Below are 26,075 nucleotides of genomic sequence, written 5' to 3' on the forward strand. Positions count from 1 at the left end.
GGCTAGCCAAAATTATGTAGATGAGTTTAGGCAGTTTTTGGGAAAATATCATTACAAAAAATAGGCATAATACGCAAAAAGTTCTTATAATTATGGAATGGTAATGAAAGGTGATAGCAATGCAAAATCTTAAGAAAATATCAAATCAGGCGTTTAAGTCATTTTTTTGTGCTGTGTGGGTTTTGGCGTGTTTGCCTTGTCTGCCATATTTGCGTGCGGATTTGCAGATGAGTTTGCAGGGAAGTTTGCAAGCAAAGGCTTTGGCTAGCGGGAGTGCAGAGCTATCTAGTATCTGTGAGAGTGGTGAAAATCAAGTCCCAAAAAAGCAAATAAAAGAGCAAGAGCACACAAAAGAGCAAGCGCAAAAAGACGCACAACCAAGCAATGAAGTGCTATCAAATCAAACGCAAAATCTCCAAAAAATCGCGCAAGATAGATTCCAAGAAGTCCAACGGCTTTTTGAAAACTTGCGCGTTTCTATCATATCTAGTGCTAAGCAAGACACTAAAACGCCAATCAATCTAGCAAACCAAAATCAAACGCAAAATCTGTCATTTGCGGATTTTATATTTCAAATCACGGATACAAATATCCTCCTGCTAGGTGAAAAGCACGATGAAAAATCCCACCACAAAGCCCAACTGCTGATTATGCAGGCTTTGGATGCGTATTTTGCTTGGCAAGCGGGGGAGTGCAAGAGATTTGCACTTGTGCTAGAAATGCTAGGTAGCGAGGCACAAAGCCACATAGATGAGGCAAGCAAGGGCAAAAAACAAATACAAAAAGAAAATCTAAAAACCGCGCTAGGCTGGGGGAAGTGGGACTATCAGCAGTATAGGGACATTGTAGAATACGCCTTTTACGCGCCAAATTTTGACATTATCGCGGGGAATCTCTCACGCCAAGAAATCAGCACGATTTATAAGGGTGCAGAGCCCATAGCGGGCAATGTCTCTACAAGCGCGGAGGTAAAAGAGCGCATAAGCAAAATCATCTCAAAATCTCACAAGACAAATGACGCAACACTGCTAGAGAGGCTAACGCAAGTACAGCAGTATAAGGATAGGCGTATGGCTGATATGCTGCTTAAGTCGCACGATTTTGCATTATTGCTAGCGGGGAATTATCATATCACAAAGACTTTTGGGATTCCGCTTCATATAGAGGATTTTCTTACCTCAAGCGCGAAAGAAGAGAATACCCTAGATAAAAACGCTATAAGTCCAAAGGAAGTGGCAAATATAGATAAAACACCAAAGACACTAAGCGTGGGAATGCTAAAGGCAAAATATCTAACTTCTAAACGATACTTCAAAAAGTATGGAGCGCAGATTTTAAGTCAATATGATTATATTTTGCTTTTTAGGTAGATTTTGGTGGGTGTTTGAGTGGAGTTGCGTAAGCTATGTGGCTTAGGCATTGCGCAGGTTTAAGTCGTTTTTGTTTTTTGGGTGAGTGTGGTTTGCGGGGATTTGCTTGCATTAGGTTTGGTGTATTTTATAGATTTTGTGGGCGAAGTGGTTTCTTGGGTTTTGTAGGTTTTAGTGAGGGGGTTTAAGTGGTTTTGGAGTGGGGTTTGTGAGTGGATTTTGGTAGATTTATGGCTTTTGATTTGTGATAATTTTTGGTTTTTATCACTATTTTTTGCCCTACTTTGATAACTTGCTAGCACTTTTGCAGAGATTTTAGGGCTTATTAGATTTTGTGGGCTTAAGCATTTTTGGCGTTATACGCACTTTCTAGTGCTAAGAGTTTAGCTAAAAGCTCGGCTTGTGGTTCGCTTGCTGCTTGGGATTTTGAGCAGAGCTTTTGGATAAGGGATTGATAGGCTTCTTGCAAGCTAGATTGCTCTTGCTTTGCTTCTAGCTCTTTTTTGTATTGCTCTACTAGGTTTGTGTCTGCTTTATCTGCCTCGCTAGCCACTTCGCCAAATCTATTTTCAAAGCTGTCATATAGCTCGTTAAATTCGTCATTTTCTAGCTGCAAAAATGCTGCAATATCCAAAATAACCTCTCTTTCTTTCTCTTCTAGCACCCTATCGCTCCACGCAAGAGTGAGGGCAAACCCCACAAAATGCAGTCGTTTTTTGTATTCGCCATAGGTGTTGTCTAAAAATATTTGTGCTAAGTTAGAAATGGGAGTATCGCTATCTTTAGAATCTGTGCTAGTAGCAGGGCTTTGAGTGGTGCTTTTTTTGGAGATGATTTGGCTAAAATCTATGCCATTTAGCATTTGTTTTAGGAGGGTTTCTTGGGATTCTTGGAGGTGTAGATTTTTTATGAAGTTATCAAGTAGGATGACTTGCAAAAGGCTAGGATTTTTTTGGCTTATGCCTGCTTGGAGTAGGATATTTAGCATTGCTACGCTTGCGCCTGCGTAGGAGTTTTTTAGCTTATCTTGGGGAGTGGGGAGGGAGTATGGATTGTCTTTTGGGGAATAATCTTGTTTTTCTTGTGGCTTTTGCGGGGAGGGAAGCGGGTTTTTTAGGTATTCTTCAAAAGTGGTGTAGAGATAATACACTACCACTCCAGCTATCACAAGTAGGATAAAACTCGTCATTTACTACTCCTTATTATTGGCTTGTTGTTGGTTTTTGTGCTGATTATTTTTGGTTTATGCAAATGCGCGAAATCTGTGCGAAATCTATCTCTATGCAAATGTAGCGCAAAATCCTTTTATTTAGACTAGCTTAGAGATTGGGCTAAAAGCACTCTCAAAGCAGGCTAAAAGTCTATCTAAAATCCTCTATTGCTTTTGACTTTTGCTTGAAGTTCTTTTTTCTCTCGCTCCTCGCGCTCAAACTTTTCATTGCGTAGTCTTGCTTTTTCTTCTTGCTGTTTGCGTGCTATGGCGAGCTTTTGCTCCTTTTTCTCTCGCAGTTTTTGGATATATTCTTCGCGTTTTTCAGGGGATTGGAATTTCACAGGATTCATCATAAGCACCGCTAGGACAAAGATAAAAAGCGTGATTGTTACATCGCTAGAATTTGGTGCTATCCAATTCCAACACATAGCGATTAGCGAGGCAAGCAATATTTTCAAAAAAAGCTTCATTTGGCGATTCCTTTTTGCGCAAAATATTTTGTAAGCATATCAACAAATAAAGCATTCTTTATGCCAAAATACAATCCCTGCGTGCTATGCCAAACTATGTCGCACTGCTACACTATGCCACCACGCACTATACTACGCTACGCTTATGATTTGGCTACACTGCTTTTGATTTTTGCTTTGACTCCGCACCTAAAATCTCTTCTAGCACAAGTAAGACAAGGCTTGGCAAAAATACCGCTTTGGTGCTATCTATATCGCGTCCGTAGGCTTTGGCACTGCTCTTGGCTTGCGTATCAAAGGCGCGGAATTGCTCGATGCTATCTACAAGCAACAAATCTGCACCCTCATCAATTCCTGCGAAGCGAATTTTAGCAGATTCTTCTAAATAGCATTGTTCATTTAGGTGTGCTAAATGAGAAAAGTCCTGTGCAATGAAAGATTTTAGGACAATCTTTTTTGAGCCTTGATTTAGTGCGTCAAAAACGCCTTGTATGCGCTCTATGTAGCTAGTTTCATTTAGGGTAGATTCTAGCGCGGAAGTTGTGTTTGAGATAAAAGACACTACGCTAAGTGCACTACTCTCATCACTATGTGCAAAGGTGTGTAAACGCTCCTTTAGCAAATCCCCGATATAAGCGATAGGCTCTTTCATAGAATGTATTTTTTCTTTTGTATTTGCCATAAAATCTTTTATCTCATTTTTGGATTTTACTGCTAGCATTTGTAGTGCTAGCCTTGCTTCACAAAAGCTCGCATAGTCGCCAAACAAAAGTGTATAGCCACGCGCATTAGCTTGCAAAATGTTTTCTAAAGTGCATTTGATAAAAAAGTCAAAATCAGTTATGCGAGTGAAATGCCCGCCATTATAGGCAAAGGATATATTTGCTTGTGCGCTTTTGTTAGCAAGCGGGATTTCTAGCTTCTCACATAGTTTTTGGCACGAAGTGATAAGCTCGCTAGATTCTTTGCCACTACTGCTTTCATAGCCGTCAAATAGTATGTAAGTCGTGCCCTTTGTGGAATCCATAGTATTTGTAGAAGCGTTAGATTTTGCCAAATTGCTAGTATCATCAAAATCTTTTTTGGAGTTTTTGACTAGGGTTTGGCTGATTTCTTTTCTTTGTGCTAGAAGTGCGTTTATAAGCCACTCTATATCCCTATCGATTTGTGGATTTGGCTTATAAAGCAGGTTTTGGATACTTGAGTATGAGAGGACACCATTTTTGGTATCGCTTATAGATTCTAGCAAATCATCTAAATGCTCGCTATGCTTTTGTGCAAGCCACTTAACAAAGAGGAAAAATCCATCTCCTAAGTAGTCATCATCTCGCGTGCTGATGAGATTTAGCGGGAGATATTTGCTTAGGGATTTTCTTTCATCTTGCGTTATGAAATGATGTTTGTCAAAAAACTCCTCATACTTGGAGTGCATAGCCTGCAAATCTAGAGTCAAGTCTTTTTTGACATAGAGTGTGCTTAGTGGCTCTATGCGCCACTCATTGCCAAATCTCTCCAAAAGCGCGTCCAAAGTTTCTTTACTTGAAGTTTCTTTGCTTAAAATCTCTTTATGTTCTTTGCTTGCTTTGTAGCTTAGCTCATCGCTTATATTATCGCCTAGTAGGGCTATGCCATTGATTTTTAGCCCTACACTTGTATCCACGCATATATCTAGTGTGCTAGAGATACTTTCTAAGATTTCGCCCAAAGTTTGGCTTGTGCTGATTTGCTCACCACTAGGCTTAGCGTGCGTATAAGAAATCTTGTGTTTTTTGAAGTAAAACTCATAGTCTGCCCTAGGGTCAAAGCAAAAAATTTCTAAGTGTAAAAAGCCTATTTTAGTCATAGTATTGTTCCTTTGCTATGGATTGTGTGGATTTGCTGTGGATTTGTGTCGCGCTTGTATTTTGCGAGATTTTGCAAAGCGATATTTTACCAAAAAATCCTAACGACTTGTTTGCTATGAGCTACTCTAATTTATTTTGGATTTTATAGGATTTGTCGCTGTGATATTTCTACAAAGATTTTTTAAGATTCACTTTGTAGCACTTCTTTTAGTGATTCTACTACTTTATCAATGTAGTGCGCTTCTTCGCTAGGGTGTGCTATTAGATATGATATATTTTGCTCCAAAAGCACATATCGAGCTTTTGTGTAGCTGTGTGCTACTCCCCCCCCCCCTCCTAGAATCCACCTATTTATGTCTGGCTTTCCATAGAGAGCTACGGTAGGAGTCCCTACATTTGCTGCGATATGGGCTACTCCTGTGCTAGGTGTTATCACACAAGATACGCGCTTGCATAATTCTATGAGGTTAAATATATCATCATCATTTGGGAATATGAGTAGGTTTTTTAGCTTTTTTGGGTATTTATCGCAAAGGTGCACAAACTCACTATGCACTTTTGGGTAAGTAGCGATTATGCAGGTGCAATCGCTAAATTTTGCCTCTATGCGCTCTGCTATGTCTAAAAAGGCATTTTTGCTAAGGCTATATAATCCACTAACGCTAAATGGATTTAGTAGTATGAGGTGTTTGCCTAGCTTTTGTTTATGTAGAAATTCTGCTATGCGGGATTTGTGCGCTTGGGTGGTGGCAAGCGCGGTAGGGGCAAAATCTAAGCTAGAGATATTCTCATCATAGATTTTGGGGTTTATCATTCGCACAAAAAGGCACAAAATCTCTTCAAAGGACACTCTTTTGTAAGTATCTTTTTTGGCATAGATGGGCAGGGTTTTGCATTTGGGCGAAAAAAGGCTCGTTAGTTTGGTTGCACACAAGATTTTTTTGGCATTTGTGGATTTGGCTAGGGCGATATTGATAGAGCGAGGGGAGGATACTATGAGGTAGTCTAGGTGGTGGCTATCAAAGGTGTTTATGAGATTTTGGGTGGCGATTTTGTTTGCTTTTTTATCGATTTTTGCGCTATTTTCGCGTGGGGGTTTGGATAGGATTTTGGGCTTTTTTGCGCAGAGTTTTGCTGCGGTTAGTTCTTTGTTTTGGGCTAGGATTTGGGCTTGGTATTGATTTAGGATAAATCCTTGCCTATTGTATGGTAGCACTACTACTTCATCGATGAAGTCTAAGCCTGCACAAAGAGTGCGTGCTATTTTTTCGCCAAATAGCACGCATTTCGCCCCATAGAGTGTTTTGGCGATATAGAGTGCCTTTATGGAAATGATAGTATCGCCCACTCCATTTCCACAAGTGATAAGCCCTACTTTTATGTCCTTTATTTCTCTCATAGATAGCCTTTTAGAGAGTTTTAGTTGCTTTGTAGTTGTTTGGGGGAGTTTATTTTTTTAGTGCGGATTTTAGGCTTTTTAGGAGTTCTCTATTTTCATCGCTAGAGATGATAGCTTTTAGCGAGTCTAACTCATCGTTGTTTAGGTCTTTTATGTCTTCTAGCTGCTCTTCGCCCTTTAGTCTTTCTTTTGTAAAAATCTGCTTAGAATCAAGCCTCATAAACGCTACGATTTCCATATCTTGAGTGTTGTTTGTGCTGATTTGGTAGATTCCGCGAATCTCTACGGTTACTTTGCTTACGACATTATCGCTACCAAACCCCGCTGCGAAATGCACATATCCACCATTATTAAATGGGTGCAACCCGTCATTGAAAATCTCTAAGCTCTCAAATGTATCATAAGCGATAGCAAACTTCACGCCCGAGCCAAATCCCTTTAGGATTTCCTCACTCAAAGGTGGCTCAAAGCTTACGCGCTCTATGTCGCACACGATAGAAAAAAACTGCCTTTTTTGCTTGAAAAACTCAATGATATTGGCACAAAAGGCGTTGTAGATTCCGTCAAATTCTGCAGAAGAATTCATTTTTAGCCTTTAATCAATTTTGCTTTGCGCTAGATTTTGATTTGGTGGGTAGCTTTTTGGGCTTTTTGGTTTTGTTGGTAGGATTTTTTGAGGCTTTTTTAGTGGATTTTGGCTTTGTGCTTAGGGAGCTATTTTTTGGATTTATGGTTTTGGTGGATTTTTTGCGGATATTTACGAGGGAGTATTGCGCGTTTTTGGGGATTTTTATGCCTTGCTCTTTGCAGAGGGTGCAAAACTCCCAAAGCAGTTTTTGCACTTCGTTTATGCCGATATTCCAAAACGCGCTAGATTCTATATCAAAGCCAAATGCACCTACTAGCTCGCTTGGGGATTTGCTCCCGCCTGCTGATAAAAAGTCGGTGTAGATTGAGACGAAATCATCGCATTTGCCACTTTTGTATAGCCCAAATAGTGCAAGCACCAATAGCTGTCCATAGGAGTAAGCGTAGCAATAAAATGGCGAGTGGATAAAGTGGGGGATATAGCTCCACCACCTTGCGTAGTTTTGGGTAAGTTTTAGGCTTTTGCCAAACATTTTTTCGTTTTCATCTTGCCAGATTTTGTCAAAATCCTGCGCCTTTAGCTCGCCCTCTTTGGCGTGGATAGCCCTCTCAAAGTTTGTCATCACGACTTGACGAAATAGGGTGGAGAAAATATCTTCTAGCTTGCCTGCATAGATTTGTAGTAGCTCTTTTTGGGCGTTTTTGTTTTTTAGCTCTCTTTTTAGGTAGTCAAAAAACAGCATTTCGCCAAATACAGAAGCCGTCTCTGCGGTGGTAAGTGGCGTGTCGTGGTTTAGCGTGCCGACATTTTTGCTTAGCTCTTGGTGAATCATATGCCCAAACTCGTGTGCTATGGTAAAGGCATCTCGTCTATTTCCCGTCCAATTTAGTAGCACAAAGGGGTGGGCTTTTGGCGTGGCTCCGTGGCTAAATGCCCCACCTCGTTTGTTTGGCGTGGGGTGGGAGCTAACCCAGCCTTCTTTTATTGCCCTGCGCGTGATTTTGGCAAAGCTAGGAGAAAACTTCTCATAGCTTAAAATCACTTGGTTTAGGGCTTGGGCGTAGGATATTTTGGTGGATTCTTTTTGAGATTTTACTTGAGTGTCCTTTGTGGTTTTGCTTGGGCTAGATTCTGCAAATATAGGTGCGTATCTATCAAAATCTTTTAGATTTATCCCAAGTATGCTTCCCTTTAGCGCGTAGTAGCTGTGGACAAGGTGGAAGTTTGCATTTACGCATTTCATCATCGAATCCACGCTTTTTTGGCTGATTTGGTTGCTGATATGGCGGAAACTTTCTTTGTTTGGGTAGCTTCTTAGTCGCGTTTGTATGCTCAAATCTTTGCGCACCATATTTAGGATATAGCTAAGAAGTGGCGTGGATTCTTGCAGGCTTTTTGTAAAATCCTCTTGGGCTTGTTGCCTTATCTTACGCTTGGGGCTGTGGAGTAGGGATAGGACTTCTTCCTCGCCTTTTTTGTCTGCGCCGATTTTTAGGCTCGCTAGATGCTCATCAAAAAGCCTGCCAAATGCGCTAACTCCCACGCTTGAAGTGGCTATGAGGGCTTTTTCTGCACTTAGGTCTAGTTTGTGAGATTTTTTGACTAGGAGATTTTGTAAGTAGAAAGCGTATTTTTCGCATTGAGCGATAAATTTTGTGATTTTGGCAGAATCTATATCGCAAAACTCTAGCTCAAAAAACACAAGATGTTCGTATATTTCGCTAGATTCTAGCTCATACTTGGCATAAAAATCCCCCTTAGTCGTATCCTCTGCAAATACCAAAAACGCAAATGTCAGCACCCGCTCAATACGCTCGATAAGCCCCTCATATCTAGCAATCACATCACCAAAATCCTGCGGGGAAAGCTCGCTTAGCTTACCTTTGTATGTTGCCTCAAAATCTAGGGCAAGCCTTTTTGTTTGCTTACTAAAAGGAGCTAGCTCATCTTTGCTAGCAAAAAGCGCGGATAGATTCCATTTGTGCTTAATGTCTTTGTGTAGATTTAGCGTGGATTTTGGGAGGTTTTTGGACTTGGGGAGCTTGGGGATAGTGTAGGTTTGCCTTGTTTGTTTTGTCTGTTTTGTAGAGCTTTTGTTCGCAGAGGTTTTGGAAGCTAGGGTGGGTTTTGCAGAAGTCTTTGTGGATTTTACTTTTTTTGTTTTTTGTGCTTTTTGTGTGGAGAGATTTTGCGTAGAAATCTTTGCAGAAGTCTTTTTTGTAGAATCTTTGCGTGTTTTTGATTTGGTAGGGGGGTTGTGTGGTGTGCTCATAAGTGTAAGCCTTTGATTGCAAAAGTCAAAATCTAAAACTGCTATTGTAGCAAATAGCTAGCAAATACTTACTTAAGAAATGAGAGTTTTTCACTAGCCCCAAAATCACTAGCCAAAAGAAAAAGCTATCAAACTACCAAGTGTAAGCCACTTGCAAGCCATACACTCCTTTGCCTGCTATATCTGTGCTGATTTCGGGCGTGATTAGGAGTTTGCGCGGTTTGTATCGGGTAGTAAGCCCCCACGCAACTCCCCAGCCTATCGCACTTCCTACAAGCACTTGCCAAATAGAGTGCTTATGAGCATATACGCGCGAAGCGTCTGTCAAAATCCCAAGCCCGATAAGTGGCAGTGCAGGCTTCCACCCATAGCGATAAAAAACAAATCCAGCCGCGCTAAATGCTCCTCCTGCGTGTCCGCTTGGCATTCCTTTGTAGTCATCACAGCAAGGGCGTTTGGCAAAGGCTATGCTGTGTCCGTTTTTGTGAGCTAGCTCAAAACTTCTTTTGACTACTTCGATGATTCCTTGAGTAAGCAGAGAGCCAGCGGTAAGCTGCAATGCGCCCTCGTAGTCTTTTATCCCAACACTTACGATTAGCACGCCCACAGGGGCTAGCGTCAGCACATCTCCTAGTCGCTCAAAGTCGCTTTTGGCTTTGAGATTTAGCGGTAGGCAAAGTATGAGAAGTATGAGGAGTATCAAGGGAAGTTCGGTGGGATTTGCGCTTAGAATGTATTTTTTAGCTTTGAGAGTTTGTATGATTTTGCGCTTGCTTGGTAGTGGGGGCGTTATTTTGGTTGTCGAGGTTGTCATTGCCTGCCTTGTATTTGCCATTTTTTACTTTGCTTTTTTTGATATTTTGTCCCCCTCATTTTTGGTGTGGTTTTGGGAGTGGTAAAGTCGGGGGTAAAATCTCAAAAAGCCATAATTGTAGCGAAAACTCTAAAATGCTTTATAAAAAATCTTAGATAAAAATTTTTGACATAAAAATAGTCTTGCAATTCACACTTATTTCACAAGTTCGTTTTATAATACCCGCTTTTAAACCCCACAAGCTATCTTGCATAATCCAAGCATATCGCAAAAAGGAGCAATAGTGAAAAGAACCCTAAAAATCGTAAATGTGCGTTTTCTAAGGCGATTTATACGACTAAGAAGGCTGACAAAAAAAACAAAATCCCCCAAAATCCCCAAAAAATTTTGGATAAAGCTACACACTTATTTGAGTTTGTTTTTTCTCCCTCTCGCACTTATCTATGCGATAACGGGTGTAGGATATATCTATGATATTCGTCAAAACTCTGGCGCACAGATAGTAAAAATCCCACTAGAATCTATGCCAAAAAGGGGTAGCGAAAAAGAGCTAATCCTAAAACTCCTAGAGGAAAATAGCCTAGAAATCCCAAAAGATACGGACATAAAGATGTTTCGCGGGAATCCAAGTATGGGCAATGTCTACTATGGCGCGAGTATCATAAAGGAGCGCAATGGAGAAATCATACTGCAAGTAACTAAGCGAAATCTCTATGGCGTGCTTTTGCTTATGCACAAGTCAAATGGAAGTAAGTTTGAGGTAGGGGAGTTTAAGTTTCATTTTTTTGACTTTTTGGCTATGGGGTTTGGCGTATCGCTACTACTTTTTTATCTCTCTGGGCTTATTATGACTTCGTTTTGCAAAAAAGATAGGCTTGTGAGCTTTGGTGTGCTTGGAGTTGGGCTTGTGGCTACAATCTTGGCAGTGTATTTTAGTGTGTGATATTGGCATATACGCAAAAGGCGTGATAAAAAAGCGATAAGGCAAATCCCAAAAACAACACCGCGCTTAGCCTATCTATGTAGAAAAACACCTTGTAGGTAATGTGCTTTCTAAAGTAGCTAGATACCACTACTACGCAGACAAACGCACTTACAAGCGAGGTAAAAAGCACAGCAATGCTAAGGGCTAAATCTTTCCCGATAAATTGCGTAACCACCACGCCAAAAAATAAAATCGCTTTTGGGTTTGAGAGATTTACCACAAGTCCTCGCAAAAATGTATCAGGCTTAGAATCTGTTTGTTTGGAATCTAGGCTAGATTTTGTCGCATTGTCATTTGTCTTTGTGCTAAATGTCGCCAAAGCAGAATCCGCGCTAGACTCATCACGATTTTCATCATAGCGAGTGCGCAAAATATTGATAGCAATATAGCCTAGATACAAGCCTCCTAGCACTCCTAGTGCGATTTGAGAGTAGGCATTTGATAGTAGGTGTGTAAGCCCAAAGTAGATGATACCTAGATAAAAAATCCACCCAAATGCGATTCCGCCTAGCACGATTAGGGCGCGTTTCGCACCAAAGAGTATTGTATTTCTAGCTACAAGTAGCATATCTGGTCCGGGCGTTATCGCGCCGATGAAGCCAACAGCAAAAAGCATTATCATAGCAGCTGACATTTTGTTACCTTTAGATTCTAGGATTTTTGTGGCAAGCACTTTGAAGTGTATTGGTGTATTTTTGCTTGGCATTATAAGCAAAAATGCAAAACTAATCATCACAAAAAATTGTGCTAAATCTTTTTGTTTAGAATTTTGGCAATTCTATAAAAAATCTTAAAACCTGCCAAAAAGTGTGCAATTTTGTAAAAAAATGTCTAAAAATCGTGCATTTTATCTGCAAATAAGGTTTTTTAAAAGAGCGAAAGTGTATAATAAACCTATGCAAAAGATTTTGCATTGTTTATGCAAGATTTTGCGACAAAAAAGCAAAGAGGCACAATCTAAGCGCGAAAAAGTGCGAAAGGAGAGTAGCGATGAGTGAAATACGAGGAATCCAAATTCTTGGAGAATTTGAAGAAGGACTATGGCAAGATGAAATCAATGTGCGTGATTTTATCGTAAAAAATTACACACCTTATGATGGCGATGATAGCTTCCTTTGCGCCCCGACAAGCGCGACAAAGCAGCTTTGGGAGCTAGTGTGTGGGCTTATGAAGCTCGAGAGAGAGCGCAAGGGCGTGTATGATGTCAGCACGGACATTATCTCTACGATTACTTCGCACAAGGCAGGCTACATAGACAAAGACTTGGAAGTCATCGTGGGATTGCAAACTGATGAGCCTCTAAAGCGCGCGATAATGCCTTTTGGTGGGTATCGAATGGTGCTAAACTCGCTTAAGGCTTATGATAAGCAAGAGGACGCGCAGGTAGCAAATGTCTTTAAATATCGCAAGACGCACAATGACGGCGTGTTTGACGCGTATAGTGATGAGATGCTCTTAGCACGCAAGGTAGGAATCATCACAGGACTTCCAGATGCCTATGGGCGCGGGAGAATCATAGGCGATTATCGCAGAGTGGCACTCTATGGCGTAGATAGGCTCATAGAGGAGAAACTCAAAGCAAAGAAAAAGCTCACACCCGATGTGATGAATGAGGAGGTAATCCGCTTGCGCGAGGAGATAAGCGAGCAAATAAAAGCACTAAATGAGCTAAAGCAAATGGCACAAAGCTATGGGTTTGATATTTCTGCGCCTGCCAAAGACATAAAAGAGGCGATTCAGTGGCTTTACTTTGGCTACCTTGCCGCGATAAAGGAGCAAAATGGTGCGGCGATGAGCATAGGGAGAATCTCCACATTTTTGGATATTTTTGCCGAGCGCGATTTGAAGCTAGGCAAATACGATGAGAACCAAATCCAAGAGATGATAGACCATTTTGTGATGAAGCTAAGAATGGTAAGATTTTTGCGCACGCCAGAGTATGATGAGCTTTTCAGCGGGGACCCCACTTGGGTTACGGAGTGTATCGGGGGAATGTGTATGGATGGGCGACATTTGGTAACCAAAATGAGCTATCGCTTCCTCCACACGCTTTATAATCTAGGACCTGCGCCCGAGCCAAATATGACGGTGCTTTGGAATACGCGCTTGCCAAAGAATTTTAAGGAATTTTGCGCTAGGGTTAGTATCGATACTTCATCGATTCAGTATGAAAGCGATGAAATAATGCTAAAAGAATTTGGCGATGATTATGCAATCGCTTGCTGTGTAAGCCCTATGAAAATCGGCAAGCAAATGCAGTTTTTTGGTGCGCGGTGTAATCTCGCAAAGGCAATACTCTATGCGATAAATGGTGGCAAAGATGAGAAGCTAGGAATGCAAGTAGCACCGATGATAGCACCTATCACAAGCGAGTATTTGGACTATGATGAGGTGAAAGCGCGGCTTGATATTGTGCTTGATTGGCTTGCACGGCTCTATATCAACACGCTTAATGTCATTCACTATATGCACGATAAATACTGCTATGAGCGAATCGAAATGGCACTGCATAATGAGGAAGTCGTGCGCACTATGGCAGGAGGAATCGCGGGGCTTAGCGTGATAGCAGACTCGCTAAGTGCGATAAAATACGCACGCGTAAAGCCTGTGAGGAATGAAGCGGGCTTGGCGGTGGATTTTGAGATAGAGGGCGAGTATCCAAAGTATGGCAACGATGATGATAGGGTGGATACTATCGCGGTGGATTTGGTAAAGGGCTTTAGCCAAAAGCTCGCCTTGCACCCCACCTATCGAGAATCTACACCTACGATGAGTGTGCTAACGATTACCTCAAATGTCGTGTATGGCAAGAAAACAGGCTCTACACCTGATGGGCGAAAAGCTGGAGAGCCATTTGCCCCGGGTGCAAATCCTATGCACGGGCGCGATACAAGCGGGTGTGTGGCGAGCTTTTGCTCGGTAGCAAAACTGCCTTTTAAATACTCAAAAGATGGGATTTCAAATACATTCTCCATAATCCCTAGTGCGCTAGGAAGCGAGAGGGCGACACAAGAGCAAAATCTCGTATCCCTAATGGATGGGTATTTCGCCGATGAGGGCTATCATCTCAATGTCAATGTGCTGCAAAAAGAAATGCTAAAAGACGCGATGGAGCACCCTGAAAAATATCCGCAGCTCACAATCCGCGTGAGTGGGTATGCGGTGAATTTCATAAAGCTTACAAAAGAGCAGCAGCTTGATGTCATCTCAAGGACATTCCACGAGAAAATGTAGGGGGATTTGGGGGGTTTAGTCGCCCTTTTAGTCGCCCCCTTAATTGCAAAAAAATAGTCGCGAAAAGAAGTAGTTTCGGAATCTAGATTCTGAAAGTGTTTTGAAAAAACTTTGTATCTTGGCAAGATTTAGCAAGACTTGGTGTAAGGGGTAATATGGTAGGTAATCTATATCCAAAAACGCACACAATAAGATGATAATATTGCTATAATTGCGCAAAATATAACAATTAGGAATCCTAATGTCTGCTAGTTTATTTGGCGATTTTTATCACTTTGCCTTTCCACAACCGCAGTATCTTGGCTCTAAATATAAGCATTTGGATTTTATTAGAGAATGTTTGCCTACTCATATCAAAAGTGTAGCAGATGCCTTTGCTGGCTCTCAATCGGTAGCTTATTTTTTTAAGCAAAATGGCTATCAGGTTTATACCAATGATTTTTTATCTTTTAGCCATAAAATAGGCCAATCGCTGGTAGAAAATAAGCGTTTTAAACTTAGTAGTGATGACATAGAGATATTACTAAGAGAAAATCAAAACCCAAATGATTTTAATTTGATGAGAGAACTATTTACAGATGTTTTTTTCAAAGAGGAGGAATCAGCGTTTTTAGATTCTTTTAGGAGCAACATAGAATCACTCTCCAAAGAAAAGCAACCATTAGCCTTTAGCATTATCAACCGAAGCATAACGCGAAAGGTAACAATGGGACATTTTGCTCATACAAGTGCGCTAAATTATGCAAAGAATGAGGATAGAATCAAGCGAAATCCAAACCTTATCCGCCCAATAAAAGATATATTTTTAAATCTCATACAACCATACAATAATAGTATTTTTGATAATTTGCAGGACAACAAAAGCCACAATTTAGATGCGATTGAGTTTGTGGATTTGATAAAAGATAAGGTAGATTTAATTTATTTTGACCCGCCTTATTGTGGAAGCCACGCTGATTATCAAGCCTTTTATCATCTGCTTGAGACATATACGCAATATTGGAAAGACAAAGAATTTATCAATGGCACTAAGCGTTATTCACCCAAAAAATATAGTGGTTTTGACACAAAAGCGGATATATTGCCCTCATTTGAAAAATTATTTGACACTGCTTTGCAAATACCATATTGGATTATTAGCTACAATGATAGAAGTTTCCCAAGTATTGATATGATGAAAGAGTTGGCAGGAAAATATAAGAATGTAGAGATTAAAGAAAAGTCATATCAAAATAGCGTAGGTGGAAAGGGTAGTGTAAAGGGTAGTAAGGAAATATTACTTGTTTGTAGTCCAAAGAGCTAAATTAAGGAATGCAAAAATGAAAGATTACGAGGAGTGGAGTAAGATTTTTGCTTCACAAGATTTGTATCAATTCAATCTTTGTGAAAGCGGTGTTTTGTGGCTTAAAATCAAATCTTTGATTAGAAATGAGATTTTGGATTTTATGCAGCAAAGATTAGAATTTAAACTGACTTCAAAAACTCAAGCGCAAAAATTCAAAGAAATTTATAATCTTGTCTTAAGCGACAAAATAACACAACAGCAAATAGATTTTGTGTTATCACAATATAGCAAAGATGAAATTAAGGCATTAGAAAAAGATTTCGGGTTTATAGAATCAGAGCTTTATAAAATGGATTATTTTGCTTGGGGCGGAGATTCTAATAATTCGCTAGATAAACAAATCGTTTCCTTTGTAAAAGAGATTTGCAAATATGATGATATTTTGTGCAAACTTGATAATGATATAGCACAAAATGTAAAAAACTACACACTAAGTAGTTGGTATAATAATTGGACAACAATACTTACCGAGCATATTTTTAAGTCCCACCCTAAGGTAATATCAGCAGTTGGCAAAATAAAAAGTGTGGATTTTTTCATTCAAAATATTCCTATTGATTTAAAAATCACTTATTTTCCAAAGGAGTTTTTGAAAACACAAAGAAAGATGAGAGGATTGCAAAATGAACTCACTTTGCTAAAAAATATTGCAAAAATACATTCTTTTGCTTTTGATAAAGAATGCAAAGAGGATATTATTAAATATCAAATCACGCAACAAATTTTTGACTCTAATGATGACTTGGTGATTTCAAAGTTTGATGAACTAAAAAGGCAAAACACAGAAATCATACAAGCAACAATGGCAAATAAACACACGCTAATCAAGTGGCTTTATGAAAATCAAGGCGAGATGAGGTTTGGCTCGGAAAATAGGATTTTTATCGTGTTGATTGATTTAGATGATTTTACACAGGCGTGGAAACTAAAAAGAAATTTTAAGTTAATTAAACCAAAGATTTTAGATTATTTGGATAGTTTTGATAGGACAAAATTTTTGAACAATATTGTTGAGTTTGAATTTAATCAAAAGCAATACAAAACGCTAGCTGACATTATTTTTGTGATTAAGTAGAGGGATTTATAAGAATTGTTGGACTAAAATAAATAGGGCGCACAAAGCATTAAGTTAAATTTATCAATGAGGTATTAGGCAATAAAAAGGTTTAAATTTTAAATGAAACCCACGAAAATCGAATGGACACAAGCAAGCTGGAATCCCACCATAGGCTGCGACAAAGTAAGCAGTGGCTGCAAAAACTGCTATGCCCAAGCTATGGCAAAGCGTTTGCAAGCTATTGGCAATCCCGACTATAAAGATGGCTTTGCATTTAAAATGCTCCCTCAAAGGCTAGATGAGCCCAAGCGCAACAAAAAGCCCACGCTGTATTTTGTAAATTCGATGAGTGATTTGTTTCATCAAAAAATGGATTTTGGCTTTTTGGAGCGTATAATGCAAGTGATAGCCGACACTCCACACCACCAATACCAAATCCTAACCAAGCGTCCGCACACGATGAAAGAGTATTTTTCTAAGCGTGAGATTCCGTCAAATGTCTGGCTAGGCACTACGGTAGAATCTAGCAATGTAAAACCGCGCATAGATTTGATACGCGATTTGAGCGCAAGCGTGAAGTGGCTCTCTTGCGAACCGCTCATAAGCGATTTGGGCGAGATTGATTTGCGCGGTATTGATTGGGTTATCGCAGGGGGTGAGAGCGGGGCTAATGCAAGGGCTATGAAAGAGGAGTGGGTGCTAAATATCAAAAGGCAGTGCGAAGCGCAAAATGTCGCGTTTTTCTTCAAGCAGTGGGGTGCGTGGGGGAGTGATGGAGTGAAGCGAAGCAAAAAAGAAAATGGCGCACTGCTAGGTGGCAAAATCTATCAAGCCTATCCAAAAATCGTGCAAAAAATCCCAAGCCTTTTTTAAGCAAATTTGGCGTTTATTGCCAAAAATATATGCGCAAAAAATTCTAAGACAAAGCAAAATCTCACAAAATTTTTGTCCCCAAAAGTTATTACATTAAATCATTACATTTGCAGAAATGCTTTAATTAGTGTTCGTGCCACAACAAAGACTAGGCTAATATTTAAAATGGCTAATGGATTTTTGAAGTTTGTATAAATTTTATAAATCGCTACAAAATCTCATAGTATTATGTTTTCATCTATGGCTTTGGTGTGCATATCATACAAAACTTTGCATTGCTTTGGGGATGGCAAAGGCAGCATTCCATTGACAAATTTTTCTAAAATATCCACTTGCATTTGCGATAAATCTAAAAAATCATTCTTTTTATAATGCTCTAACAAATTAAGCCATTTTTCTTTTTCTAGCCTAATCACAAATGATTCTATCTCTATACTAGAATCTAGTCGCTTTTCTTTTTTAGAATCGCGCAAAATTTTTCTTTTATCATCATTATCCATAAGCAAATCATCGCTTATATGTAAGATAAAATCCTTGTCCTTTATACTTTTCCAGCAAAGTTCTTTTTTACACCATTGAGTGATATTTGTGTCATCATCAGGTGGATTCATAATGTTTTCATATACATTTTGCGCGATTGTATCTAGTGCTTCTAAAAATTTTTTATCAACACATTGATTTTCCCATATTAAAAGGAAGTTTAAATACTGATTGTTTTTGTTGAGATGATAAGACATGTATGAGAGGGTATAAGCAACGATTTGTGCTCTATATCCTCCGTCATACCATTTGGCGTTTGAAACTAATTTTTCAAGTGCTTTAAAAATAATAATTTTTGCCACAGCTTCTTTGAAATACATTTCTGTTATATGCAGAGCATCTTTTTCAAGTTGGTTTGTTATCTCTTTTGCAAATTCACTAAAACTATCTTGCGCCCCTTTTGATACGATATGTGGCTTTTGTAGCCACACCATTTCACTTTTGGCTAAAAATGTTTTTTCAATAACTTGACTTTTAGGATTTTCAAGCTGAAATTTCTTTTTTTCTGCTTGAGTGAGGTAGGCTTGCTCGTTTAGATACTCTCCCCTTACTCGCTCATAAAACCAATGTGTGCGTCTTTGCACGCCACCGATAGCAGGAGCATACACTCTTTTGGAATAGTCTTTAAATTCTTTGTGGAAAGGACTATTTGAGAAAAAGTCAGATTTATTGACTTTGTTTTGCGTATTTGCATATTCTACGATTTTTGTAACGAAGTTGTCTTGACTTTTGTCATTAAGGACGATAGAAAGTTTCATTTGGACATACACACTAGAAATATCGCTTTTAGCATTTTTATATGCTGCATAGATAGCTGAAGAAGTTTGTCCGCCATTTACGATTTGAAAATTTTGGATTTTTATGATATTGCCTTGTGAATCAATCTCTACACCACTAGCAACCGCTGTAATGCCATTATTATAAGCAAAAAATTTATGCGGTTCGTATTCTATGGTATTTTTTAGTCCTCTATTTACATTGCCACGAAATTGTAAAAATGTCCTAATGTTTCTCTCTAGCAATCTTTGTCCATATTTATCATAAATTTCTACCAAAGTTTTTGCATCCATTACCGCCAAATACGATTCATAATCATCAAAAGAATCCACCTTTAGTGCAGGGATTTTAAGCTCTACTTCAAAGTCTGAAGAGGCATTTTGTGAAGTATAGGTTTTATATAAATATTCTATGTCAATCACTAGATGCTCTATCTCTATATCTTTAAAATGTTCATTTGGAATTTCTTTTAAATTTCTTGTAGCTTTGCCATCGCTTATGAGTAGTAGCCTTATCTTTTTGATTTTATCTTGCTCTAAATAGTGATAAATTTGATATGCCATAGAATAATGCTCAAATCCCTCCTCCATTTCTTTATAAATCTCTTGGCTACATTTATCCAAAAATGTTTTTAGCTGTCTAAACTTTGTGCTAATCTCATCTAAATTTAGCGTTTGCAATGCTTCTTCTTGGAAAAATATTTGCGTAATGAGCGTCAAAACCTCTCTTTCCTCATCATAATCATATCCATATATTTCCATTCCTCTTTTAGTGTATTGGGCTTGTGTATAATTACGCGTAAGTTCTGCGATTTCTACCAAACTCTCACAAATGTTTTCAAAAAAGCTTTTTGAGTGTGTAAGTCCTCTGCTTTGCGTATCTGTGAGAATGCTTTGTAGTAAATTTTGATGAAACTCTTCTAGACTTATCATAGATTCTCCTTTTGTAAGTTGATTTCCTCGATTCTAAACTCTTCACATTGCAAAAGATTAAGCGAATATTTTACTTTTTGTATGGCACTAGCTATATTTAGAGGCGTTATCTTGGGGAATTTTTCATTGATAGAAAAAATCATCACATTATCAACAACAAAACTATATTTTTCATTTTCTGTGCTGTTGATATAGCCATATTCCAATAATTTTTTGTGAAATAGTCTTTTTATCTCGGGCAAATGCTGTAATTGTCTATCTATGTATAAAATCATATCCTCGCAAGTTTGTCCATTGCTTGATATGCTTAATCCATAAGCTATAAGGTAAAATTTACTTTTTTCGCTATAAAGTTGCTCTACTGATGAGATTTCAACGATTGCTCCTTTTGAGCTTGTATAAGATTTTACCTCTAATGCCTCATCATCAAATATAAAATCTTGTTTATGAAAATCCGCACCTACCCAATGTGAGATGGCATTTTCATATCCTATTTGTTTGGCGATTATTTCTTTTAGACAAAGCAACTCGCTAAAAAGCCCCATTTGTTTATTGAGAGAAAATTCCACATTTTTGTAAGCCAAAAGAAACTCCCTCCAATCCTCAAGGCGATTTTGTATAACCTCAAGCAGATTTTCTTGCGTGCATTGCTCATTGTTCGCAGTTTCTACCAAATCATCGCAAAGCCTAGCAAATATACTCCACTCGTCATTATTTTTTAGAGCGATATACAAATCCGTGCCTAAGTGGCTATTTTGATTTTGGACTACCATACCTTTTAGTCGCAATGTCTTTGGATTTTTATACGCAAAATCTGTGTGGATATGAAAGGCATATTTTCCTTGCAAATCCACCATATAAAACATATCATACGCTACATTAGCCACTCTTCTATGCGTGTTGTTTTGCATTTTAGCCCAATGATTATTCATCAGCATCTCCAAAAGATTCATTATCCTCATCATAATGATTTTCTTCTAGTATTTCTTTTTGTTTTACCGAATTTACTACATAATTTATACTTTGGGTTTGATATGAATTGCTATATGGAAAGCACACACCAAACGCTACTATATTATCATAGCATCCCTCTATCTGCCCTCTTAACTCGATAATATGTAGCATTAGCACAGGTTTTGCAAGCTTTTGATGAATCAACCTTTTTTCACGCCCCTTTTGGTAGTCATCGTTTGCTTTTTCACGCCTAATGATTTCTTCCACTTCTTGTAATTCTTCCTCTTTTAGCGCACACCTCTCATCTTGTTCAAATGCTGTATTCCTTGCTTTGCTTATGATAAAATATTTGTCGCTCTCCCCTTGTATCGTCCTTACCGCTCTTTTTATGCTGATTCCACCTACATTGATTTGCGCTCCACCACCTTCAAACATTATGATGTCCCAAGCTGTGTCTTTTTGCTCTATATAGCTTTTTATCAACTCTATTGGCATCTTTGGTGTGTATTTATCTGCTATGTGAAAATCTTTTAAAAAATTTAATATTTCTTCTTTGTCAATATCTCTTGCTATATAGTTGGATTGTTCTTTGACAAATTTTGTAGATAAGCTCTTCACAAAATTATCTAGCAACTTAAAGTTATCTCCTAAAATATCTGTATCTTTATAAATTTTATATACGAATTTTACTAATCCACTGAAATTTATCATACATTGAAATTTTTGGGTATGTCGCATTTTATTTCTAGCAGTGATTTGCAAAAGACTATCTGGGCAATACTTCACTTCTAAGCCAAAATCTTTTGGCGTTTGTTTGATTCTAGCCATTTCTCTAAACTTATCCATAAGCTCATTTGTTGCCTCAATAATTTGTGTAAAATTATCACTCACTTCACTAGGCATATATATTTTGCATAAATCATCATAATTATCTCTATATCCAAACCACCGCCCCATTTGCATTAAAGTATCATAAAAAATCGTATTTCTTATAAAATAGCTCACACTTAGTCCCTCCAAAGTAAAGCCTCTAGATAATGCCATTCCACCCACAGCTATGACATTTGCAGCTATATCACTTCGATATTCCAAGCGATTTTTACTTGCGGAGTGCTCTTCCTTGACATTTATGGTGTCAATTATTTCAGTGATTTTGCAAATAATCTCTCGCACTGAAAAATCCTCTATAAATTTATTTTCAATTAAATGACAAAAATCTCTAATGATTTGACTTTGACTTGCCAAATCATCGAGCTTACCATAAGCCTTAAAATCATCTTTGATTTTTTGGAGATATTCATCGATTTTAAAATAAATCTTATGGTTAGTGGCTACAAAGCGACTTATATGCACAAGCATACTATTATGTCCCATCTGCCCTCTCAAATGCCTTATTGCACAATTTATGCAAAATACATTTATTGCTTCACAGAGGCTTTTTGGTAATTTATCTATGATGAGATATTGTGTATGTTTTAGGGGGATTTTATCTGCATAGTCATCAATTTCTACAATGTATTTTTCTTTATTGTCTATAAAAATCTTTTCCGCACCAAAATAATTGCTTGGAGCATCAAGCGCGTAAATAAAATCGCTTGGGAATAAATCCTTTGATAGTTCATCGTGCCCCAAATACTCATCGTTTATAAATATATTGGCAAACGGTGTAGCTGTATAAGCTACATAAGAGCTTTTTTCAAAGAGATTTAGAAGTGTTCTTATAAGTTTGTTGATTTTAGTTGGGTCGTTTTCATCTTTGGTGTTGATAGAAGCATAGTCTGCCTCATCATCAATGACAAGCATAGGGTTGGCTATTGAATTATTATATTGATTTTTGAGCCACTCAATGACATTTTCCAAAGTCCTGTAATTCTTTTTGATGACTAAAATTATTGGAGTTACAACATTGTCAAAATTGATACCTTGTGAATTTTTCTCTGCATCTTTTTTGTTAAAATCGCTATTTTCAGTTGTGAGAGATATAGGCATTTTGGCTCTATCATTTTTATCACTAATGCCTACTCCTACTACACTATTTCCAACTGCATCTTTGCCAATAAAGTATTCATTGATTCTCTTTTGTGTTTGGTTTCTTAGGTTGTTTTTATCGCCAGCTATCACAACGATAAATTTATATCCTGCATCAGCTGCTTTGCAAATCAGAGAGGAATAATTCATTGTTTTGCCTGATTGCACATGCCCAACTACCATACCAAAAATCTCGAATCTATTATCGTTTGGATTGCCTATATTATTCATTACAGAATCTGTATCATCATCTAGTGTTTTTATAACTTCTGGCGGTAATTTTCTACTGATAAATTCTCTAAATCTTGTCGCATAGTAATTCTTATCCTCTTGTTGTAGTTTTATTTTGATTTTATCCCTCCACCAAGTTGTGTCTCTAGCTTGTTGCTCATCGCCTTGTATGATTACACCTTTATCCATTTTGACATTAAACATAGTCTCAAATTCACTAACCATACGACTATAATCATTATCTGTGAGATTTCCTCTCAATCCATATATTTTGGTAAATGCTTCATTATTAGAAATTAAATTCTGCGTTTCAGAGACTTTTTCGACAATATCTCCTTTTTCTAGGACATTGCCGTTGTTTTTATATTGATTTTCCAAAACACCTCTAATAAAATCCTTAACAATCCCATAATCACTCATCTATCAACCCCTTTCTGTTTTTAAATATTTCAGTTTTAAGCAATCTCTCTATTTCCTCTTGTGGCAATCCTAGTTGTTTAAGTTTGTAGGCTAGCTCTTCAATCTCTGTTGCAGAAAAACTCATTTCTTGTTTGATATTGTGTGGATTGTGCTGTAACTGTGCTTGTATAGCTGATATGGGCAAATATGCTTGCAGTCCTTTTATGTATGAGTCAAATAAAAATTTACACTCATCATCTAATGATTCGCTCAAACGCTCATAAAGTGGGTGTGCTTTATTGATTCCAAAATAAAAGTCTTTGTCATTTGGGATAATATCCCAAAATTTAATGGTATTTTTGTCATTGATTTTTCTACCACGAGTTGTAAATGGCTTAAAACCATCCTTTAGCACATTTTCTAATATGCGCTTTAAATCTTGCTTTAGTGCTGGCAAGGGATTAGCCATTGACTTTTTCACATCAATCCCCCAAAGTTCGTCTTGGTCATTTGATATGTCAATGCGAATCCGAACCAATTTAGAAGCATCACTAGCTTTATAAAGTCCCCACCAAGTCCCATAAATAAGCAGTCTATTTGCCCTATACAAATAAAAACCTTGAGATTTTGTGTATCCCTCATCTGTGGCATATCTTTCCCAATCCTCTTTGGATATTTTTGAGTGGTGTGGCAAAATATATGGAGTGATTTTTATAGAATGTCCAAAAATGGTTATCTTTTCTTGTGCTATTTGGTGGGTAGCACTATGTGTTTCATTAAACGGATTAAATGGAATGAGTTTATCGTTGTTAAGGATAATGTTGATTTTGTCAAATTTACTCTCTAAAAAATGGTGAAATACTAGGCAAAGGTGAGAGCGTAACCTCCCAAGCAATGTAGAAAATGTCTCTTTTTGGTATCTATCAATCTCTTCCCATAGCACCAAAGTGCCACAATCTTGCTTGTTTAGTTTAGCAAACAAAGGATTAGCGCAGTATTGACTTAGACTTGGTGTGCGCAAATACCAATCATCTTTTTGCTCTATATAGTCCAAGTCCCATTGTCTAACATAGATTTTAGAATCTTGCTTCGATATGAGTGTAAGTTTTTTGCATTGCGAAAAAGAAGCTGTTTTAAGCCCTAATCCAAATTTGCCCAAATCTTGCTTATCTCGTTTGTCGTTAGGATTTTTTGTCCCAAGCCTCATAGCTTCTATGAGCTCTTCCTCACTCATTCCATAGCCATTATCTAGGATACAAAAAATCATTTTTGGCTCAACAACGCTATAAATTTCGATTGTCGTTGCCTTTGCTGTAATGCTATTATCAACAATATCTGCCACAGCAACTTCAAAGGTATAGCCAATGTCTCTTAGAGAATGTATAAAATTCTTTAGATTTGGCTTTAGGATGTTTCCCTCATTTTCTCGCATCGCAAACCTTAAATTTCAAATATCTAAGCAAGTATGCCAAAAAAAAAAAAAACGCAATGTAAGGCGCAAGTTTTTTTCTAAAATCTGCTTACACTATTTGCACAAATGCTGCCATTTCAAGCTAGTATTTGTGCTTTGAGAAGGCTTAATAAAGACTAGGATAACACTAGAGGTGGCTTAATGGATTTTGTGGATTTGTTTGCTGGGGTAGGGGGATTTCATCTCGCGCTACGCCGTGCTATGTCGCAATATGTGGTAAAATCTCTGCACGCAAGTGCTGATACTGCCACACTTCCCTTGCACCTGCGGGGGGGGGGGGGGGAACTATCTGCCAAATCCACAAACCACGCCAAAAATGCCAAAATTAGCAAACTTCACGCACGGTGCGTATTTGCTAGCGAAATCGATACAAACGCTAAAGCAACCTATACGCTAAATTTCCCTAGCACTCGACTTTTTGGCGACATTACGCAAGAATCCACACAAAAAGCAATTCCAAGTGATTTTGATATTTTGTGCGCTGGATTCCCCTGCCAAGCATTTAGTGTGGCTATACCGCCAAATTCTCTACCAAATGATATTCTTTGATTTCTTTTTGATATAAAATCTTTTCTGTGAAGCGCAGTGATTCAAGCGGATTTAGAATGCTTTTAAATTTTGGGCTATTTTGCAAATCCATAACCGCCACAAGCAAGTAAGTCTCGCTAAATTCTCGCGCTTTTTCAAATTCATTTTGCGTTAGTCGCAGAGTGCCACTAGATTCGCGGATTCCTTTGATTTCGCACAAAAATTCATTTTGCGTGGTTTCTACAAAGAAATCATAGCCATCGCCATAAAGCCTAGCGTCCGTGATTTTACCATTTTGCAAAATCTCAATCTCATTATAATTATGTAAAAAATATAATTCTGCTTCAAGCCCCGTGCTTTGCATTTTTTTAAACTTAGATTCAAGCAAGGGGCTTACTTTGTGGGCTAATTCAATTTTATACTCTTTTTCTAGCATAAGTTTTACGATATTTGCAAACTCTGCGACATTTTCATCACCAAAAAGTGAATCAATCAAGTGCTTTCTATGGATATACGCATTGCCCTTTTGCCACCAGCCTTTGCGTGGATTATCAGGGAAAAAGTAGTCAAACAAATCCATACGATTTTTTACCACACTTGCAGTTTTGACAATGCTTTTATCTACAAAAAAGTTAAAAAAATCTGTCTTTGTTTTGTAGCCAAACTCTTTGATAAAATCATTATCAAACTTTGCTAATCCATAGCCAAGCAAGTTTAGCAACTCATAATTTTCGTGCTTTTGGCTCATAG

At 38.2% G+C, this 26,075-nt stretch carries 20 protein-coding genes and 1 pseudogene; 7 read left to right on the top strand and 14 right to left on the bottom strand.

Features of this window, described 5'->3' with window-relative positions; all coding sequences use genetic code 11:
* Window positions 1–119 precede the first annotated feature (119 nt).
* A complete protein-coding gene (locus tag HMPREF2086_RS10540) occupies window positions 120–1,370 on the top strand; it encodes a ChaN family lipoprotein (RefSeq protein ID WP_023926906.1) in 1,251 nt (416 codons plus the stop codon).
* Window positions 1,371–1,429: 59 nt separating this feature from the next.
* Here HMPREF2086_RS10540 and HMPREF2086_RS01250 read toward each other — a convergent pair whose 3' ends face one another.
* The 8 genes and pseudogenes from HMPREF2086_RS01250 to HMPREF2086_RS01285 all read right to left on the bottom strand — a co-directional run bounded on the left by HMPREF2086_RS01250 (window position 1,430) and on the right by HMPREF2086_RS01285 (window position 9,971).
* Window positions 1,430–1,672 carry a hypothetical protein gene (locus HMPREF2086_RS01250; protein ID WP_034560229.1) on the bottom strand — a complete coding sequence of 81 codons (243 nt, stop codon included), beginning with the start codon at window positions 1,670–1,672 and terminating at the stop codon, window positions 1,430–1,432.
* Window positions 1,673–1,710: 38 nt separating this feature from the next.
* Complete coding sequence (locus HMPREF2086_RS01255) at window positions 1,711–2,559, bottom strand: tellurite resistance TerB family protein (RefSeq protein WP_023926907.1); 849 nt, start codon at window positions 2,557–2,559, stop codon at window positions 1,711–1,713.
* A gap of 176 nt (window positions 2,560–2,735) precedes the next feature.
* Window positions 2,736–3,053: a hypothetical protein gene (locus HMPREF2086_RS01260; RefSeq protein ID WP_023926908.1), complete on the bottom strand. Its 318-nt coding sequence runs from the start codon at window positions 3,051–3,053 to the stop codon at window positions 2,736–2,738.
* A 154-nt stretch (window positions 3,054–3,207) separates the two neighbouring features.
* Window positions 3,208–4,896: a DUF5644 domain-containing protein gene (locus tag HMPREF2086_RS01265; protein ID WP_023926909.1), complete on the bottom strand. Its 1,689-nt coding sequence runs from the start codon at window positions 4,894–4,896 to the stop codon at window positions 3,208–3,210.
* Between the two features lie 182 nt (window positions 4,897–5,078).
* Window positions 5,079–6,296 carry a glycosyltransferase family 9 protein gene (locus HMPREF2086_RS01270; protein WP_023926910.1) on the bottom strand — a complete coding sequence of 406 codons (1,218 nt, stop codon included), beginning with the start codon at window positions 6,294–6,296 and terminating at the stop codon, window positions 5,079–5,081.
* 49 nt (window positions 6,297–6,345) lie between these two features.
* Window positions 6,346–6,882, bottom strand: a complete 537-nt coding sequence (locus tag HMPREF2086_RS10545) for a hypothetical protein (protein ID WP_023926911.1) — start codon at window positions 6,880–6,882, stop codon at window positions 6,346–6,348.
* Between the two features lie 211 nt (window positions 6,883–7,093).
* Window positions 7,094–9,157 (bottom strand): annotated as a pseudogene (locus HMPREF2086_RS01280) (M3 family oligoendopeptidase); the annotation flags it as partial.
* 133 nt (window positions 9,158–9,290) lie between these two features.
* Entirely contained in the window at window positions 9,291–9,971 is a 681-nt protein-coding gene (locus HMPREF2086_RS01285) for a phosphatase PAP2 family protein (RefSeq protein ID WP_023926913.1), read from the bottom strand.
* 283 nt (window positions 9,972–10,254) lie between these two features.
* Between HMPREF2086_RS01285 and HMPREF2086_RS01290 the strand changes: the two genes are divergently transcribed.
* Window positions 10,255–10,914, top strand: a complete 660-nt coding sequence (locus tag HMPREF2086_RS01290) for a hypothetical protein (protein ID WP_023926914.1) — start codon at window positions 10,255–10,257, stop codon at window positions 10,912–10,914.
* Here HMPREF2086_RS01290 and HMPREF2086_RS01295 read toward each other — a convergent pair.
* Window positions 10,904–11,689 (bottom strand): LysE family translocator, encoded by a 786-nt coding sequence (locus HMPREF2086_RS01295; RefSeq protein ID WP_023926915.1) that lies wholly within the window; start codon window positions 11,687–11,689, stop codon window positions 10,904–10,906. The two genes, HMPREF2086_RS01290 and HMPREF2086_RS01295, sit on opposite strands and share 11 nt — an antisense overlap.
* Before the next feature lie 257 nt (window positions 11,690–11,946).
* On the opposite strand from HMPREF2086_RS01295, the gene pflB reads away from it, so the two are divergent.
* The 4 genes from pflB to HMPREF2086_RS01315 all read left to right on the top strand — a co-directional run bounded on the left by pflB (window position 11,947) and on the right by HMPREF2086_RS01315 (window position 17,465).
* Complete coding sequence (gene pflB / locus HMPREF2086_RS01300; protein WP_023926916.1) at window positions 11,947–14,190, top strand: formate C-acetyltransferase; 2,244 nt, start codon at window positions 11,947–11,949, stop codon at window positions 14,188–14,190.
* A 241-nt stretch (window positions 14,191–14,431) separates the two neighbouring features.
* Window positions 14,432–15,493: a DNA adenine methylase gene (locus HMPREF2086_RS01305; protein ID WP_023926917.1), complete on the top strand. Its 1,062-nt coding sequence runs from the start codon at window positions 14,432–14,434 to the stop codon at window positions 15,491–15,493.
* Window positions 15,494–15,509: 16 nt separating this feature from the next.
* Complete coding sequence (locus HMPREF2086_RS01310; protein ID WP_023926918.1) at window positions 15,510–16,610, top strand: hypothetical protein; 1,101 nt, start codon at window positions 15,510–15,512, stop codon at window positions 16,608–16,610.
* A 102-nt stretch (window positions 16,611–16,712) separates the two neighbouring features.
* A complete protein-coding gene (locus HMPREF2086_RS01315) occupies window positions 16,713–17,465 on the top strand; it encodes a phage Gp37/Gp68 family protein (RefSeq protein WP_023926919.1) in 753 nt (250 codons plus the stop codon).
* Between the two features lie 218 nt (window positions 17,466–17,683).
* Here the strand turns inward: HMPREF2086_RS01315 and HMPREF2086_RS01320 are convergent, their stop codons facing one another.
* From HMPREF2086_RS01320 to HMPREF2086_RS01335, 4 genes are read right to left on the bottom strand one after another with little or no spacing between them, the layout of a single operon-like run.
* A complete protein-coding gene (locus HMPREF2086_RS01320; RefSeq protein WP_023926920.1) occupies window positions 17,684–19,714 on the bottom strand; it encodes an AIPR family protein in 2,031 nt (676 codons plus the stop codon).
* Complete coding sequence (locus HMPREF2086_RS01325; protein ID WP_187367096.1) at window positions 19,711–20,667, bottom strand: PD-(D/E)XK motif protein; 957 nt, start codon at window positions 20,665–20,667, stop codon at window positions 19,711–19,713. Before HMPREF2086_RS01325 ends, HMPREF2086_RS01320 begins: the two co-directional genes overlap by 4 nt.
* A complete protein-coding gene (locus tag HMPREF2086_RS01330; protein ID WP_023926922.1) occupies window positions 20,639–23,347 on the bottom strand; it encodes a Z1 domain-containing protein in 2,709 nt (902 codons plus the stop codon). Before HMPREF2086_RS01330 ends, HMPREF2086_RS01325 begins: the two co-directional genes overlap by 29 nt.
* The gene (locus HMPREF2086_RS01335) at window positions 23,340–24,758 is read right to left on the bottom strand and encodes an ATP-binding protein (protein ID WP_023926923.1); all 1,419 of its coding nucleotides are present in this window, start codon (window positions 24,756–24,758) and stop codon (window positions 23,340–23,342) included. The genes HMPREF2086_RS01330 and HMPREF2086_RS01335 overlap by 8 nt, the downstream gene beginning before the upstream one ends.
* A 180-nt stretch (window positions 24,759–24,938) precedes the next feature.
* Between HMPREF2086_RS01335 and HMPREF2086_RS01340 the strand changes: the two genes are divergently transcribed.
* Window positions 24,939–25,346, top strand: coding sequence for a DNA cytosine methyltransferase (locus tag HMPREF2086_RS01340; protein WP_023926924.1), 408 nt, complete (start codon window positions 24,939–24,941; stop codon window positions 25,344–25,346).
* Here HMPREF2086_RS01340 and HMPREF2086_RS01345 read toward each other — a convergent pair.
* On the bottom strand, window positions 25,309–26,073 hold the full coding sequence (locus tag HMPREF2086_RS01345; RefSeq protein WP_023926925.1) for a protein NO VEIN domain-containing protein: 765 nt from the start codon (window positions 26,071–26,073) through the stop codon (window positions 25,309–25,311). The genes HMPREF2086_RS01340 and HMPREF2086_RS01345 overlap by 38 nt on opposite strands.
* Window positions 26,074–26,075 lie beyond the last annotated feature (2 nt).

Origin of the sequence: Helicobacter macacae MIT 99-5501 (genome assembly GCF_000507845.1) — a bacterium.
GTDB lineage: Bacteria > Campylobacterota > Campylobacteria > Campylobacterales > Helicobacteraceae > Helicobacter_B > Helicobacter_B macacae.